Source organism: Lacticaseibacillus hegangensis (assembly GCF_003946465.1).
In the GTDB taxonomy this organism is placed as follows: domain Bacteria; phylum Bacillota; class Bacilli; order Lactobacillales; family Lactobacillaceae; genus Lacticaseibacillus; species Lacticaseibacillus hegangensis.
Window position 1 is genome coordinate 27461 of the sequence record NZ_RHOL01000004.1, and the last position, 12924, is coordinate 40384.

Genomic DNA, 12924 nt, shown 5'->3' on the forward strand with positions numbered 1-12924 from the left:
GACCATCTTCTCCGCCATCAGTCTGCCCAGCCTTCAAACGCTGCCCAAGTGAGCGACAGCGCCGAGAAGCACAGCGCGCCCATCGCGACGAACATTGACCCATAGAAAAAGCTGTATAGGCCGATGATCACGAACACCCATCCGATCACCAACAGCGCCCAAAACGTCCAAGGTTTCTTAGCCAACAGCGACACCTTCTACCCGTGGCGCAGGAATGAAGCTGCCGTCTTTCAGCCGTACCCACTTGCCGGTGTCGATCGTGCCGTTTTCGTTGACGATGTGACCGCGCTGACCGGGCCGCATGAGCCCTCTGTCTTCGGCCCCGTGCAGCGTATCAACGTACTCTGTGATTCCGTTCGGGTGCGTCCACCTCACGGAAAGCCGCGGCTGCGGTGTGAGGTCAAACTGCTGAGCTATCGTATGCAGCGTGTATAGATTGATTTTGGCAAGTTTCGCGGCATCGGCCTGTAGATAGCCCAGGTCGAGAAAGTGCCGCACACGGTTGGCTCGTTGTTGCTGAAGCTCTTTCGACGCCTGATACCGTACGTGGCCTTTTCTGCCGTTGAACGAACTCTCGTGTGCGACTCCCTTGGTGTAGGCGCTTGCCTGTGCAATGTTTTTAAAGCTCACGTTGATGCGGTTGTTGACGATGGTCTTCTGCCGGGCTGATAGCCCTTTGCAATCAGTCACGTCAATCACTGCCGAGTGCTCGTATACCCGGAAGACGCGGCCCGTGAGGTGACGCCAAGGCATCCGACCCGTTAGATCATTCGGGCCATACTCCTTCACGGTCACCACCTGCCCCGGCTCCAATGTTTTGCTCGTCATACTAGTTCCCCCAGTTCTTTTCCACGCTTAGCACGCTCGTACGTGAGATCTCCGTAGTCGGTCACGTACAGCGTCTTGATAGCGTGCTTGTCCCACTCAACCAGGCCGTCACGCTGCATGCGCACTAGCGCCTCATGCAGCGATGACTTCGCCATGCTGAGCTGCCGGCTCATCTGCAGCGCCGTCGGCACTTCTCCTGTGGCATCAAGCGACAACTCAATCACGCTCAAGATCCTCATCGCCCGCTCGTCACGTTGTTTTGGTGTCAGCATTGTCTCTCCTCATTTCTTTCAGTTTCGCCAGCTTAGCCGCGATTTCCTCCGCCTTGGTCTGGTCTTCAGGCTGCTCGCTCGGATGGTAATCTTTATCTAGCCAGTCGGGCTTGGCCTCGACCCGTGCTGGTTTGACGTATGTCTTAGGCTGAGCCGCTTCTCTAGCCTCTGCATTTGCCTTGGCTGCCATCTGGTCGTACTTCTCCCTCAACTTCTTTGCTGACAGGATCACCCCAGACCAGAAGGCGTCCGCTTGCGACCAGTCAATCATGCGATTGATTTTCTCCCAGCTTCGCCCGTCCCGTTCGTGCATTAGGCGCAAATCATCGGCCCAGTGTTGCAAGTTCGGCGCTTTGGTCTCCGGGTTGTTGGTTTGGATCTTCGACCACAGACGAGAGGCCGATTTCATTTCGTCACTCTCTGGCGTGTAAGTCCGTTTTTCGGACTTCGCACGAGAGGGTTTAGTATCTAAAGTTTTAGTTGGTTTAAGTAAAGTACTTGGAGGCACTCCGTGAGGCACTACCTGGGGCACTCCGTGAGGCACTGTTGAGGCACTCCGTGAGGCACTCTGTGGGGCATTATCTTCGCCAGATTGTGCCCCAGAGTACAAACAGATAATTTTATAGCTAGGGTTGACGGTTGATCTCTTGCCCGGTTTATACTCGACCAAGCCACTTTGAACAAGCGCGTTCCGCGCGTCTTTCATGCCTCGGTCGGATAAACCAGTTAGACTAGCAAGCGCCTCATTTTTCATGGTGAACCAATCGTCTAGCTGGTAAGAATCGTTCGCGTAATCCAAAAGCTCGCGGTATAAGTTGTTCTGACCAGCAGAGATGTTCAGTTGAATCATTTTCAATGAGCGGTAAGCCCGTCGTTGCTTCCAATAGTCCATGCCGTCACCCCCTAACTCGCTTTATTTTGTTTGTTCATCGGCTGCCCCCTAGAATGGAAGCGGCGGCTCTGCCGGTTCCGGGGCGGCGCTGGTGTCTGGCGTTGGATCAGGCGCGACCGCTGACATGCGGTGGAAAGCGTCCGAAACTGCCTTGTATTGTGACTGGGTCATCTGCCCCCACTTGACCTGGCCTAGTCCCGAATCACGGACAACCGAGGTAAATACAGCGTTGCCGTCTAGGTTCCGTACCCGTGCAAATTCTTTCAACGAATCAAGTAACTTGTTTTTTTCGTCGGCCGTTGCCGGTGGATCGGCTGGTGCTTGCCGCTTGGCCTGTGGTGCTTGGCGAGGCGCTGGCCGTGGCGCCGCTTGCTGGCGGGTCTGTGGCCGTTGCTGGCGTTGCTCTGGCGCGCGGCTGGAAGCACTGTTCGCGTCGTCGTCGGCGTCCCCCACTAACCCGAAAGCGGTTTGTAGCGTATAGCGGCGGGCGTATGTTTCGGCGCTTCCTACGTCTTGCGCCGTGCCCTTGCCGGTTGGCATTGTCAGGGGCGAAAATTCGATAAACTCGCCCGAATCGTGGAAGATGATTGTTTGAACCGTGACGCCGTTGGGATCGTTACGGACATCTTGCGTCCAGGAGAGGCCGGTGTTAGCAGTGGCCGCGTCGATCGACTTAATGACCGCCGACAGGTCGGAGTACTTTCCTTTGGTGAATGGATTGAACGCATTTTTTTCTGGCTGTTTGACCTGCTCGCGAAACTTGCGAAGGTCTTTGATCAAGTCGATGACCTTTTCTGATCGTTCCATGTCTAGGCCCCCTTAATTGATTCGTATTGAATACCGTTAGACTTCATAAAATCGGCTAGGCTCCACATCTGTTTCTCTGTGCAAGTCACCCGGAAAGCCCGGGTGTATGTCTTTGGCGCGGCAGTGTTAAGCGTGGTTTGTTCAGAGCTGGTGATCACTTCGCCAGTTTCGCCGTCGATTGTCTTGCCGCCGATTTGTTCTTGCTTAGCCTTGGCAATGGCCTCGGCCGCTTCTTTTTCGTGCTGAGCGCGTTCCTCGGCCTGTTTGCGTTGCATCAGTGCGGCGTCCATTTGTACACGTAAGTCGGCGAACGTGGCGCCGGTTTCGATCTGTTGCAACCATGAGTACGGGTCTAGGCTGTTGGCCTTGGCGTATGCCTCTGTGGCCGCCTTATCGGCTTTCATGCGTTCCTGTTGCAGTTGCATACCCTTGAGGCGTTCACCAATGGCGCGGGTCAAGCCAACGGTCGGTTTACCGGCTTTCGTCCACATGGTCGCGTTCTCCCATGACGGATCAGGCTCAACGGCTTCTGGCTCAATGTTGTAAGCTGGCGCGATCTCTGCAATTTGAGCAATTAAATCGGCGTGCCGCTTTTCGCGTTCCGCCACTTCGAGAGACTTCACTGCCTTATCAATCGGCGCAATGGCCGCATCAATCTGGCCGGTCAAAGCCTTAACCTTGCCCTCAAACTCTTTGAGCGGCTGGTCATATTCGCGCTTTACTTCCTTGCGCTTATCGTCGATCGCCGTTTTAAGCTTGCGGAGATTTGCCCGTACATCTTTGGCGTCCGTTACCGTGTTGTCATTGACAATCATATTTTGATACTTGGCCGCGTATTCGCTGACCTTGGTTTTTAGCAGATCGTAATTCTCAATGCTGATAGAGCTTTTCTTGAAATTGACGGTATAAGTGAGGTCTTGCGGTGCTAACACTTCATTTTGTTCTGGCATTCAATTTGTCCACCTTTCGTGTTACACTTACCGTATAAATATTATTGACAAAGTTTTTAGTCCCCGCGGTCGCCGCCGCTGGGGCTTTTTTGTCGTCTTCTGGTTCGTCTTCTGCAAAGTAGTCAAAGTACTCTGCGACCCGTGGGTGCTTCGTCATGAACTTGTCTGCTGCGCCTTGGCTGATGTATGCCAGCGCACCGACACCGCCAAGTACTCCTATGGTTCCGATTGCCAATCCGATCATGCTTCTTGCATCTCCTTCTTGCTGTTCAGATAGTCTTGAATCAGCTTGTTGTAGTCCGTGCCAGATTCAGCACCCTCATGAATGAACCGCCTAATCTCGTCCTTCGGAATCTTCTTCGCACCTAGCTTGAGCTGTTTGATCTCGCCCATCTCGACCAATACGCGAAGCTTGTTCACATCAACGCCGAGTGCTTTTGCTGCGTCAACTTCGCTGTACGTCAGCCGGTCAACTTTCCGCTTGAAGGCGATACGTTTTGTGTTTGTGTTCATTTCATTCACCTACGATTCCTAATCTCTGCCATTCCTTTACCCGCGTGCTCATCATTGCCTGCATTGACCAGTCGAACTCCTCACAGATGAAGGCCACGGCGTTGCTCCCGTACAGCAGAGCATCAAGTAGCTGATTGACCGCGTTCAGCGGGTCGCTGGTGTCCTTCACCTTGTCGGTTGGTGTGGTCAGCTCATCAAATGAGTTCTGCACCGCCTCGATGGCTTGCTGCATTTCTGGCACCAGCCTGATTGCCATTGCCAGTGGTTCCTTCACAATCCCATCGCCATTGATAACCGGCGCTGTGACGTGCACGAACTGATGCGCCATGTCGAGCGCCAGGAACGCGTCCTGCGCCTGCTCAACAATCTTGGCCGCGTCTTCAAGTTGAATGTCTTGCTTGCCATTCATCATGCGTGACATTGACGGTTGAGAAACCCCAATCATCCTTGCCGTGTTGACTCCGGTCATGCCTACCCGCTGCATCTCGTGGCGCAAGGTGCGCGGGCTTCTGATTGACCGCCGTATTGTGTAGCGGCCTTGTAGTGGCATTGTCTTCATGAATAACACCCCTCTCACAAATACCTTCATACGCTTGTATGATTTGCTTAGATGCTGGCGACCTGTTCGTCCAGCTCGTTTTCTTCATCGTTTTCGATTAGTAGAAGCGCACTGTCGATGAAGTGGTCTGACTTCCGCTCGAGTTGCTTGATGGTGTAGTCGCGTCCTGCGCGCTGGAAGTACTCGTAGATCACGGTGATTTTCTCTTTGCGGTTCATGGCGTCACCCCCTTTCGTTCTTTGACATGTGAGATAATCGCCTCTGAAAGGAGGTGATTATGATGATTACATGCAACTTGATCGTCGAAGGACGGCGTGAAACCCAATTAGAACTCCCTGAAGTTCCAAGGCGCGGTGATTTGATTTCAAACGTCAATCCCAAATTACCCGTATATCTAGTACATCGTATCGAGTTCGTTAGCGGTTTTGACGGCCCCAACATCCACGTTCAGAAATTTGCTAACCAGTTGTCTGCCGTCATTAATGTTGATGGATTTCGTAATAAGCGTGGCTGGCTTTAGCTTGATCCAGTAGCAGTCTTCCACAACCGATTTGTCTATGAACACTGCATTTGATCCGGCTACAAAGGTATCAGTCTCGCCGTCCAAGCAATAGACAGAACCTTTGCGGATCAGCAGTGTTTTTGTGTCAGCTGATACTACGATACCAACCGTTTCGCCAGCCACTTCAACTAGACTTCCGACCAGTTTCTGATTGATCATCGTTCGTCCTCCTCTGAAAGCTCAGCGGCAATCTGGGCGCAGTTACCGCATTCCCATTGCCCGTCGTCCAGTTGCAAATCTGCGGGCTCGCCACAAATGAAACACTTGTGATGCTGGGAACGCTTAATTGGCTCGAACGCATCGGTGGAGACTATTTTTATGCCACCATGATCAATCTCAACTCGTTTGTATGGGTTGCCTTGTTCCTGCAATATTTCAGCAATTCGCGTGGCGTGCTGCTTCAGCTCTTCATTCATCGTGATGCCTCCTCTCGCTGGGCGGGAATGTGTTTAGACATGATCCGTTTTGTATCAATTAATTTCTCATAAATATCCGGAAAAATCTTATCGGCTGGCAATCCGAAGAGTGCAACGTAGCGTTCCGTCAAATCTTTGCTTGGATTACGAGTGCCTTTTTCGATTTTTCTAACATGAACAGCTGATATGCCGAGCTTATCTCCAAGTTGAGTTTGCGTGAACCCTGCGTTTTCCCGAAGATTGATTACTTCATCTCGAACCATTTGATCACCTCTTTTCTGATACATTTCGTATCAACATAGATAATATACCACGATACATTTTGTATCGTCAACCCATTTTTGAAACTTTTTGTATCCTAGATACTTTTTGTATCACATGGGTGCTAAAATCACTTTAAGGAGGCGTTGCTATGCTCGGCGATAGATTAAAAAAGCTAAGAGGTGACGGCCGTACACAAGAGGACGTTGCCAAAGCAATTGGCGTCTCAAGAGCGGCCTATTCTCATTTTGAAAACAATAGGAATGAGCCAGATAACGATACGCTCAAGAAGCTTGCGCAGTATTATGATGTTTCTATAGATTACCTACTTGGTAAGTCAGACAAGCCTCACTATTATTCTCTGACCAAAAAGGACACACGTGCCATTGATCAGAAAATAAAGGATATCATTGATGGACTTGATCCTGATGGTCCGGACTTCTTCAAAAATGATGCCGAATTGAGCGATGAGGATAAGCGTTTGCTCGCAGTATCATTACGCCAGTCCTATGCCCTCGCCCAGGAGCTTGCTAAAAAGAAGTACACACCGAAGAAGTACCGTGGGTCCGAAGAGTGAGGCACCAAAATGGGATACAATGCAGATTGCGCCATTGAGAAGGCACGCACTACAGTTCGCAAATACAACTCCCGAGACCCTTGGACTTTATCCGATAGGCTCCCCAATGTAGCAGTTCAGTCTTTTGACCTCGGGAAGAATGTACTGGGGTATACAATCACCGACCGGAAATTTTCAATCATAAACCTTAACAGCAGGCTTGAAACGACGGCGGCAGAAAGCATCTTGACCCATGAACTTGGTCACGCCCTACTCACCAGAGACTCCGGAGCAAACTACTTCTATAGGAACGCTGGAGTGGCGGCTGTGGGTTCTGCTGAGTACATCGCTAACTGCTTCATGTTTCAAGTCATGTTTGGGGACAGGGGTGGCGTGAACCCACTCAACCGGCACCGACTCCTGTACCAGCACCAACTACCGGAGTGGATGTCTCGGTACTTCGATCTCATAAAGTAACTTACGTCCAAATACTGATGACGGTAAAAGCTGACACCTTAGGGGGAATAAAAATGGCAAAGAAAGTTATTGGCGCAGATGGGAAGCAATACAAGGTAAAAAAGCCATTCTATAAGCGTATCTGGTTCTGGGTACTTGCAATTATTATTATCGCTGCAATTGGCGGCGCAATGGGCGGCGGAAAAGACGATAAGAAGGATGGCAGTACCGCAAAGTCATCACAGACTTCGAGGAAGTCGGCGTCCTCATCTGTATCATCGAAAAAGGATGATGGTAAAATCACCCGTGCTCAGTTTGATGCAATCAAGCTTGGAGATTTAATGCAAGGTGCCGAAGGCGGCGCAACACTAGATCAACTCAAGCAAGAATTCGGCGAGCCAAGCTCATCATCTTCCGACACGACAAACGATGTCAAAACCGATCTCCTAACTTGGGACAACGTTCAGGGCGGTTTCGGTGCCAACATAATTGTTTCATTTACAAACGGCAAAGCTTTCGGGAAGAACTTGACTGGGTTCAAGCTTTCGCGCAAGCAGAAAATCGACTTGGCCACTTTTAATAGCTGGCAGAACGGCATGAAATATGCAGATTTCACAGCCAAATACGGTCAACCCGATTACTACGATGAATCCTTGATTGGCGGTAGCAAGACGGTTACAGCGGGGTATACATCAGGCGTTAAAGGCGACTTTGGTGCAACTTTCAACGTCACATTCACGAACGATGCTTTGTCCGGTAAAACTCAATCCAATATGAAGTAGCCCTTTTGCGTGCCCCAGTATGGGGCTTTTATTGGCAGAAAAATAGCCCCGGTTGCGAGGCTTGGGAAGTGACACATGAAAGGCGATAATCAGTACTGGTGTCATTTGGCTGTAACCGGGTTCGAATCCCGCCGGCCACGTTGCCGGCTCAATGCTGGCAAAATAATCAAATAATCAATGGAGGAACATATAATGACAGAAAGAACTTTTACTAAAGAAGAGTTGTCAAAGTACAACGGTAAAGACGATCCTCACAAATATGTGGCAGTAGACGGTGTTGTTTACGATCTGACCACCGTTAAAGCCTGGGCAGGCGAAAACCATCATGGTAATGTTGCCGGACAGGATCTCACTGATATAATTACCAACGTTTCCCCTCATGGAAAAAAGGTTCTCAGCAAGCTGAACGTTGTTGGCAAATATATTGGATAGCCAATATATTATCGCTTTGTTCGAACTGTGATTGTCGTCTTTACAGCTTTAAGGCCCCATTTCGGGGCTTTTATTTCACAGCATAGCCGAACGTAAGTTTGTGCATTGTCAATATATTGATTATTCAAGGAGGCAGATTTCATTGACTGAAGGACACGTAAGAAAACGCGGAGAAAAGTGGTACTACTCATTCGAGGGAGCCAAGATTGGCGGTCACCGGCAGCGTATCGAGCGGGTCGGCGGCTACACCCAGAAAGATGCCGAGCGAGCTCTGCGAAAAGCGCTCGATGAATATGAGCGTGGTGGTTTATCCGTGAAGCTTTCTGACATGTCCGTATCCGACTACATAGATTATTGGCTCAAGAACTACGTCGAGAAGAATCTCAAGTACAACACACGGAAAAACTACAAGAACGTTGCAGATAACTACATCAAGCCGATGATCGGCAAGTACAAGCTCAAGACGATCTCCCCTGCTGTAATTCAGGACTTCATCAACCAGGTCGCCGATACGCCTCTAGAGCGCACCAAAAAGAAGCCTTCTAAGCATACGGTGGAGATTATCCTCACAGTGCTCAAAGAGGCACTCAAGCGCGCTGTGTACCCTTATCAAGTGCTACACGAGAATCCAGCAGGCTATGTCGACATGCCAAAGTATGCACCCGTACCGCAACGCACTCGGCAAGACTTGAAAATCATCTCACTGGATCAATACGATGAGCTGCTCGCAGCCTGCCCACCTGCCGACCCTTATCACATGCCGCTGGTAATCGCGTTTAATACCGGCATGCGTCGCGGTGAAGTTTTGGGTCTCCAGTGGGACATGGTGAACCTAGAAACTGGAACAATCCGCGTCGAGCGCAACATGATTCAAAAAGGCGACGGTGTCTATGATCTGGACTCGCCAAAGAGTGCGGCGGGCTATCGTACCATCAGCATTGGCCAAGAACTCATCGACGAACTAAAGGCTAAGCGCCAATCCCAGAGCGAAATGCGCATGAGATACGGGAAGCTATACAACGACAGCAACTTTGTCTGCACATGGGACAACGGCAACCCGGTAGTGCCAGGCTATATCAAGTATCGTTCACGTAAGCTGTCAGATGACCTTGGGTTCCCCTACTCGTTCCACTCCCTCCGGCACACGCATGCCACGATGCTGCTAGAGGCAGGAGAGAAGCTCAAGGTGGTGCAGGAACGCCTTGGGCACGCCAAGCTGTCCACCACTGCCGACACGTATATGCACGTCACCGAAGAGATGCGAAACGATACCGCAATCAGATTTGAGGACTACCTAGCCAAACGCAAAAAGGGGCTGGACCCCTCCGTTGGCAAGCAGCCAAACAAACCGAATCCAGCCCATCAATAATTCTTTGTTTTTGCCTACCAAATTAACCTCGCGTAGGCAAATGGTAGGCAAAACAGTGATTTCAGCGAGTTACGAACTTCACGGATACCTATTTACCGCGGCTGTCGTCCTCATTCATCTTCAGAATGCTCATGAACGCTTCCTGCGGCACTTCGACGGAGCCGACCGCCTTCATGCGCTTCTTGCCGGCCTTCTGCTTTTCCAGCAGCTTGCGCTTGCGGGTGATGTCACCGCCGTAGCACTTCGCCAAGACATTCTTCCGGTATGCTTTCACGGTGCTGCGGGCGATGATCTTAGTCCCGATCGCCGCCTGAATCGGCACCTCAAATTGCTGCCGGGGAATGGTCTCCTTGAGCTTGGCCACAATATTGTGACCGCGGTCGTAGGCAAAGTCCTTGTGCACGATGGTGGACAGCGCGTCGACCGGGTCGCCGTTCAGCAGGATATCCATTTTGACCAAATCGGACGCTCGGTAGCCGGTGACCTCGTAGTCCAAACTCGCGTAGCCCTTGGTCGAGGACTTCAGCTGGTCGAAAAAGTCGTAAATAATTTCCGACAGCGGCAGGTTGTAAATGACGTTGACGCGGTACTTGTCGAGGTAATCCATGGTGACGAACTCGCCGCGCTTGCGCTGGGCGATTTCCATGACCGGACCGACGTAATCGTTTGGCACCATGATGCTGGCCTTGACGTACGGCTCACGGATCTCCTTGACTTCGCTGGAGTCCGGCAGCTCGGCCGGATTGTCGATGGTGATGGTGGTGCCATCGGTTTTGTCGACCTGATAATCCACACTCGGCGCCGTCATAATCAGATCAAGGTCAAAGTCGCGCTCCAGTCGCTCCTGCACCACGTCCATGTGCAGCAGCCCCAGGAACCCGACCCGGAAGCCGAAGCCCAGCGCCTGCGAAGTTTCGGGCTCAAATTCCAGCGCCGCATCGTTCAGCTGCAGCTTTTCCAAAGCCTCGCGCAGGTCGTTGAACTTCGCGTTATCGACCGGGAACAGGCCGGAATACACCATTGGCGTGATCTGGCGAAACCCATCCAGCGGCTTATCCGCCGGATTGTCGGCCAACGTGACGGTGTCGCCGACGCGCGTGTCCTGAATGGTCTTGATGGCCGCCGTGATGTAACCCACGTCGCCGACCATCAGGTAATCTTTCTGCACGGCCTTAGGCGACATCACCCCAACCTCTGTGACCTCGTAGCGCTTCTGATTGCTCATCAGCTCGATGGTGTCACCGACCTGCACGATGCCGTCTTCAATGCGTACCGCTAGCACGACCCCGCGGTAGGCATCGTAAACCGAGTCAAAAATCAGGGCCTTAAGCGGCGCGTCGAGGTCGCCGCTCGGCGCCGGAATGTCGGAAACAATGCGTTCAAGCACTTCCGGCACACCCAGACCGGTTTTGGCCGAAGTCAAAATCGCGTCCGAGGCATCCAGGCCGATCATTTCCTCGATTTCTTCCTTGACCACTTCCGGCTGGGCACTGGGCAGGTCGACTTTGTTGATGATCGGCACGATCTCCAGGTCATCGTCAAGCGCCAGGTAGACGTTTGCCAGCGTCTGGGCCTCAACGCCTTGAGCGGCATCCACCAGCAGCAGTGCGCCTTCACAGGCCGCCAGGCTGCGGCTGACTTCGTAAGAAAAGTCCACGTGCCCCGGCGTATCGATCAGGTGAAAAATGTAAGTCTCCCCGTTTTTGGCCGTGTAATGCAGCTCCACGGCATTGAGCTTGATGGTAATCCCGCGCTCGCGCTCCAGCGGCATATCGTCCAGGACCTGCGCCTGCATGTCGCGCTTGGCGATGGTATCCGTCAGCTCCAAAATGCGATCCGCCAGGGTCGACTTGCCGTGGTCGATGTGTGCCACGATGGAAAAATTTCGAATGTGCTTCTGGCGTTCGCGCAACGCCTGTTTATCAATGTCAGCCATAAGTGCCCACTTTCTGTCAATTGCTCGTTAACCCATTATAGCAAGCGGCCTAGCTTGACTCAAACCACCCGCTGCGGCAAGGCAAAAAGAAACCGCCCATCACGAGCGGTTTCAGCCTTGTTACTTATTTTTGAAGGCGTCCTTGACCCGGTCAAACAGCGACCCTTCATGCGGGGTGACGTCCTCGCCGCTGGCAGCGGCAAAGGCCATCAAGGCGTCCTTTTGCTTCTGGTTCAAGCCCTTTGGCGTCTTGACCGTCACCGTGACCATCTGATCGCCAAAGCCGGCGTTTGGCCGGTTCGGGTTCGGGGCGCCCTTGCCGCGCAGCCGGAACTTGCTTTCGGTTTGCGTGCCGGCTGGGATCTTCAGCTCCACCGGCCCATGCACGGTGTCGACCTTGATCGTATCGCCAAGGGCGGCCTGCGCAAAGCTGATCGGCAGCTTGTAGTAAATCGTCGTGCCGTCGCGCTGGAACTTATCGCTTGGGGCGACTCGGAACACGATAAACAAGTCCCCGTAAGGGCCGTTGTTCGTCCCCGCCTCGCCGGCGCCGCGCTCGCGGATCTGCTGGCCGTCCTCAACGCCGCCAGGGATCTTGACGTCGATGGTGTGACGCTGCTTCTCGTGACCCGTGCCGCCGCAAGTTGGGCACTTTTCCTTGATTTCCTTGCCGGTGCCGTGGCAGACGTCGCAGACTTCGCGCGTCATCATGGCCCCGAGCGGGGTGTTGCGCTGAACCTGAATGTAGCCAGAGCCGTGACACTTCGAGCAGGTCACGGGACTGGTCCCAGGTTTGGCGCCAGAGCCGTTGCAGGTGTGACACACGGCTTCGCGATCGTAAGAGATCTTGGTGTCCTTGCCAAACACCGCCTCTTCAAATGTCAAGTCCATGCGGTACTGCAAATCGGCGCCTTGGCGCGGGGCATTGGCACTTTGGCCGCCGCCTTGGCCGCCGCCTTGGCCGCCGCCAAAGAACTGGCTGAAGATGTCGTCAAACCCGCCAAAGCCTTGCGCACTGCCACCACCAAAATTGGAGAAGCCTTGACCACCAAAGCCCTGACCGCCGAAACCGCCCTGGGCCCCATCGGCTGAGCCGTACTGGTCATACGCCGCACGCTTTTGCGGGTCGGACAGGACCTGGTACGCTTCATTGATTTCCTTGAATTTTTGCTCAGCACCCGGCGCGTGGTTGATGTCGGGATGGTACTTTTTGGAAAGCTGTCGAAAGGCCTTCCTGATTTCGTCATCGCTGGCATCCCGGGCGACACCGAGTGTTTCGTAATAATCCTTGTCTGCCATTGTTGCCTCCTTGAATTGGGTGCTCGCGCCCAAA

At 52.6% G+C, this 12924-nt stretch carries 20 protein-coding genes; 5 read left to right on the forward strand and 15 right to left on the reverse strand.

Going from position 1 to position 12924, the window contains the following annotated elements; all coding sequences use genetic code 11:
- Window positions 1-17 precede the first annotated feature (17 nt).
- The 13 genes from EKM86_RS12280 to EKM86_RS01480 all read right to left on the reverse strand — a co-directional run bounded on the left by EKM86_RS12280 (window position 18) and on the right by EKM86_RS01480 (window position 6062).
- A complete protein-coding gene (locus tag EKM86_RS12280) occupies window positions 18-185 on the reverse strand; it encodes a hypothetical protein (RefSeq protein WP_164506120.1) in 168 nt (55 codons plus the stop codon).
- Window positions 178-828 (reverse strand): hypothetical protein, encoded by a 651-nt coding sequence (locus EKM86_RS01430; RefSeq protein ID WP_125754731.1) that lies wholly within the window; start codon window positions 826-828, stop codon window positions 178-180. The genes EKM86_RS12280 and EKM86_RS01430 overlap by 8 nt, the downstream gene beginning before the upstream one ends.
- Complete coding sequence (locus EKM86_RS01435) at window positions 825-1100, reverse strand: LexA family protein (protein ID WP_125754732.1); 276 nt, start codon at window positions 1098-1100, stop codon at window positions 825-827. Before EKM86_RS01435 ends, EKM86_RS01430 begins: the two co-directional genes overlap by 4 nt.
- Window positions 1078-1992 carry a helix-turn-helix domain-containing protein gene (locus tag EKM86_RS01440; protein WP_125754733.1) on the reverse strand — a complete coding sequence of 305 codons (915 nt, stop codon included), beginning with the start codon at window positions 1990-1992 and terminating at the stop codon, window positions 1078-1080. Before EKM86_RS01440 ends, EKM86_RS01435 begins: the two co-directional genes overlap by 23 nt.
- A gap of 48 nt (window positions 1993-2040) precedes the next feature.
- A complete protein-coding gene (locus EKM86_RS01445) occupies window positions 2041-2799 on the reverse strand; it encodes an ERF family protein (protein WP_125754734.1) in 759 nt (252 codons plus the stop codon).
- Window positions 2800-2801: 2 nt separating this feature from the next.
- Window positions 2802-3749 (reverse strand): DUF1351 domain-containing protein, encoded by a 948-nt coding sequence (locus EKM86_RS01450; protein WP_125754735.1) that lies wholly within the window; start codon window positions 3747-3749, stop codon window positions 2802-2804.
- On the reverse strand, window positions 3733-3993 hold the full coding sequence (locus EKM86_RS01455) for a hypothetical protein (protein WP_125754736.1): 261 nt from the start codon (window positions 3991-3993) through the stop codon (window positions 3733-3735). The genes EKM86_RS01450 and EKM86_RS01455 overlap by 17 nt, the downstream gene beginning before the upstream one ends.
- Window positions 3990-4262 (reverse strand): helix-turn-helix domain-containing protein, encoded by a 273-nt coding sequence (locus EKM86_RS01460; RefSeq protein WP_125754737.1) that lies wholly within the window; start codon window positions 4260-4262, stop codon window positions 3990-3992. The genes EKM86_RS01455 and EKM86_RS01460 overlap by 4 nt, the downstream gene beginning before the upstream one ends.
- 1 nt (window position 4263) lies before the next feature.
- Complete coding sequence (locus EKM86_RS01465) at window positions 4264-4683, reverse strand: hypothetical protein (protein WP_125754738.1); 420 nt, start codon at window positions 4681-4683, stop codon at window positions 4264-4266.
- A 185-nt stretch (window positions 4684-4868) separates the two neighbouring features.
- Window positions 4869-5039, reverse strand: coding sequence for a hypothetical protein (locus tag EKM86_RS12285; protein ID WP_164506121.1), 171 nt, complete (start codon window positions 5037-5039; stop codon window positions 4869-4871).
- Between the two features lie 176 nt (window positions 5040-5215).
- The gene (locus EKM86_RS12290) at window positions 5216-5542 is read right to left on the reverse strand and encodes a hypothetical protein (protein ID WP_164506122.1); all 327 of its coding nucleotides are present in this window, start codon (window positions 5540-5542) and stop codon (window positions 5216-5218) included.
- The gene (locus EKM86_RS01475) at window positions 5539-5799 is read right to left on the reverse strand and encodes a hypothetical protein (protein ID WP_125754739.1); all 261 of its coding nucleotides are present in this window, start codon (window positions 5797-5799) and stop codon (window positions 5539-5541) included. Before EKM86_RS01475 ends, EKM86_RS12290 begins: the two co-directional genes overlap by 4 nt.
- Window positions 5796-6062: a helix-turn-helix transcriptional regulator gene (locus EKM86_RS01480; RefSeq protein WP_125754740.1), complete on the reverse strand. Its 267-nt coding sequence runs from the start codon at window positions 6060-6062 to the stop codon at window positions 5796-5798. The genes EKM86_RS01475 and EKM86_RS01480 overlap by 4 nt, the downstream gene beginning before the upstream one ends.
- Before the next feature lie 149 nt (window positions 6063-6211).
- On the opposite strand from EKM86_RS01480, the gene EKM86_RS01485 reads away from it, so the two are divergent.
- The 5 genes from EKM86_RS01485 to EKM86_RS01505 all read left to right on the forward strand — a co-directional run bounded on the left by EKM86_RS01485 (window position 6212) and on the right by EKM86_RS01505 (window position 9655).
- The gene (locus EKM86_RS01485; protein WP_125754741.1) at window positions 6212-6637 is read left to right on the forward strand and encodes a helix-turn-helix domain-containing protein; all 426 of its coding nucleotides are present in this window, start codon (window positions 6212-6214) and stop codon (window positions 6635-6637) included.
- A 9-nt stretch (window positions 6638-6646) separates the two neighbouring features.
- Entirely contained in the window at window positions 6647-7093 is a 447-nt protein-coding gene (locus EKM86_RS01490; RefSeq protein ID WP_125754742.1) for an ImmA/IrrE family metallo-endopeptidase, read from the forward strand.
- A gap of 53 nt (window positions 7094-7146) precedes the next feature.
- Window positions 7147-7854: a DUF3862 domain-containing protein gene (locus EKM86_RS01495; RefSeq protein WP_125754743.1), complete on the forward strand. Its 708-nt coding sequence runs from the start codon at window positions 7147-7149 to the stop codon at window positions 7852-7854.
- Window positions 7855-8046: 192 nt separating this feature from the next.
- Complete coding sequence (locus EKM86_RS01500) at window positions 8047-8286, forward strand: cytochrome b5 domain-containing protein (protein WP_125754744.1); 240 nt, start codon at window positions 8047-8049, stop codon at window positions 8284-8286.
- Window positions 8287-8428: 142 nt separating this feature from the next.
- The gene (locus EKM86_RS01505; RefSeq protein ID WP_125754745.1) at window positions 8429-9655 is read left to right on the forward strand and encodes a tyrosine-type recombinase/integrase; all 1227 of its coding nucleotides are present in this window, start codon (window positions 8429-8431) and stop codon (window positions 9653-9655) included.
- An 88-nt stretch (window positions 9656-9743) separates the two neighbouring features.
- On the opposite strand, the gene lepA is transcribed toward EKM86_RS01505, so the two are convergent.
- Window positions 9744-11591 carry a translation elongation factor 4 gene (gene lepA, locus EKM86_RS01510; protein WP_379909021.1) on the reverse strand — a complete coding sequence of 616 codons (1848 nt, stop codon included), beginning with the start codon at window positions 11589-11591 and terminating at the stop codon, window positions 9744-9746.
- Between the two features lie 120 nt (window positions 11592-11711).
- Complete coding sequence (dnaJ, locus tag EKM86_RS01515) at window positions 11712-12890, reverse strand: molecular chaperone DnaJ (protein ID WP_125754746.1); 1179 nt, start codon at window positions 12888-12890, stop codon at window positions 11712-11714.
- Window positions 12891-12924 lie beyond the last annotated feature (34 nt).

Coding starts and splice junctions, on each gene's coding strand:
- EKM86_RS01430 (WP_125754731.1), bottom strand. CDS start 828: ATGACGAGCAAAACATTGGAGCCGGGGCAGGTGGTGACCGTGAAGGAG.
- EKM86_RS01435 (WP_125754732.1), bottom strand. CDS start 1,100: ATGCTGACACCAAAACAACGTGACGAGCGGGCGATGAGGATCTTGAGC.
- EKM86_RS01440 (WP_125754733.1), bottom strand. CDS start 1,992: ATGGACTATTGGAAGCAACGACGGGCTTACCGCTCATTGAAAATGATT.
- EKM86_RS01445 (WP_125754734.1), bottom strand. CDS start 2,799: ATGGAACGATCAGAAAAGGTCATCGACTTGATCAAAGACCTTCGCAAG.
- EKM86_RS01450 (WP_125754735.1), bottom strand. CDS start 3,749: ATGCCAGAACAAAATGAAGTGTTAGCACCGCAAGACCTCACTTATACC.
- EKM86_RS01455 (WP_125754736.1), bottom strand. CDS start 3,993: ATGATCGGATTGGCAATCGGAACCATAGGAGTACTTGGCGGTGTCGGT.
- EKM86_RS01460 (WP_125754737.1), bottom strand. CDS start 4,262: ATGAACACAAACACAAAACGTATCGCCTTCAAGCGGAAAGTTGACCGG.
- EKM86_RS01465 (WP_125754738.1), bottom strand. CDS start 4,683: ATGTCACGCATGATGAATGGCAAGCAAGACATTCAACTTGAAGACGCG.
- EKM86_RS12285 (WP_164506121.1), bottom strand. CDS start 5,039: ATGAACCGCAAAGAGAAAATCACCGTGATCTACGAGTACTTCCAGCGC.
- EKM86_RS12290 (WP_164506122.1), bottom strand. CDS start 5,542: ATGATCAATCAGAAACTGGTCGGAAGTCTAGTTGAAGTGGCTGGCGAA.
- EKM86_RS01475 (WP_125754739.1), bottom strand. CDS start 5,799: ATGAATGAAGAGCTGAAGCAGCACGCCACGCGAATTGCTGAAATATTG.
- EKM86_RS01480 (WP_125754740.1), bottom strand. CDS start 6,062: ATGGTTCGAGATGAAGTAATCAATCTTCGGGAAAACGCAGGGTTCACG.
- EKM86_RS01485 (WP_125754741.1), top strand. CDS start 6,212: ATGCTCGGCGATAGATTAAAAAAGCTAAGAGGTGACGGCCGTACACAA.
- EKM86_RS01490 (WP_125754742.1), top strand. CDS start 6,647: ATGGGATACAATGCAGATTGCGCCATTGAGAAGGCACGCACTACAGTT.
- EKM86_RS01495 (WP_125754743.1), top strand. CDS start 7,147: ATGGCAAAGAAAGTTATTGGCGCAGATGGGAAGCAATACAAGGTAAAA.
- EKM86_RS01500 (WP_125754744.1), top strand. CDS start 8,047: ATGACAGAAAGAACTTTTACTAAAGAAGAGTTGTCAAAGTACAACGGT.
- lepA (WP_379909021.1), bottom strand. CDS start 11,591: ATGGCTGACATTGATAAACAGGCGTTGCGCGAACGCCAGAAGCACATT.
- dnaJ (WP_125754746.1), bottom strand. CDS start 12,890: ATGGCAGACAAGGATTATTACGAAACACTCGGTGTCGCCCGGGATGCC.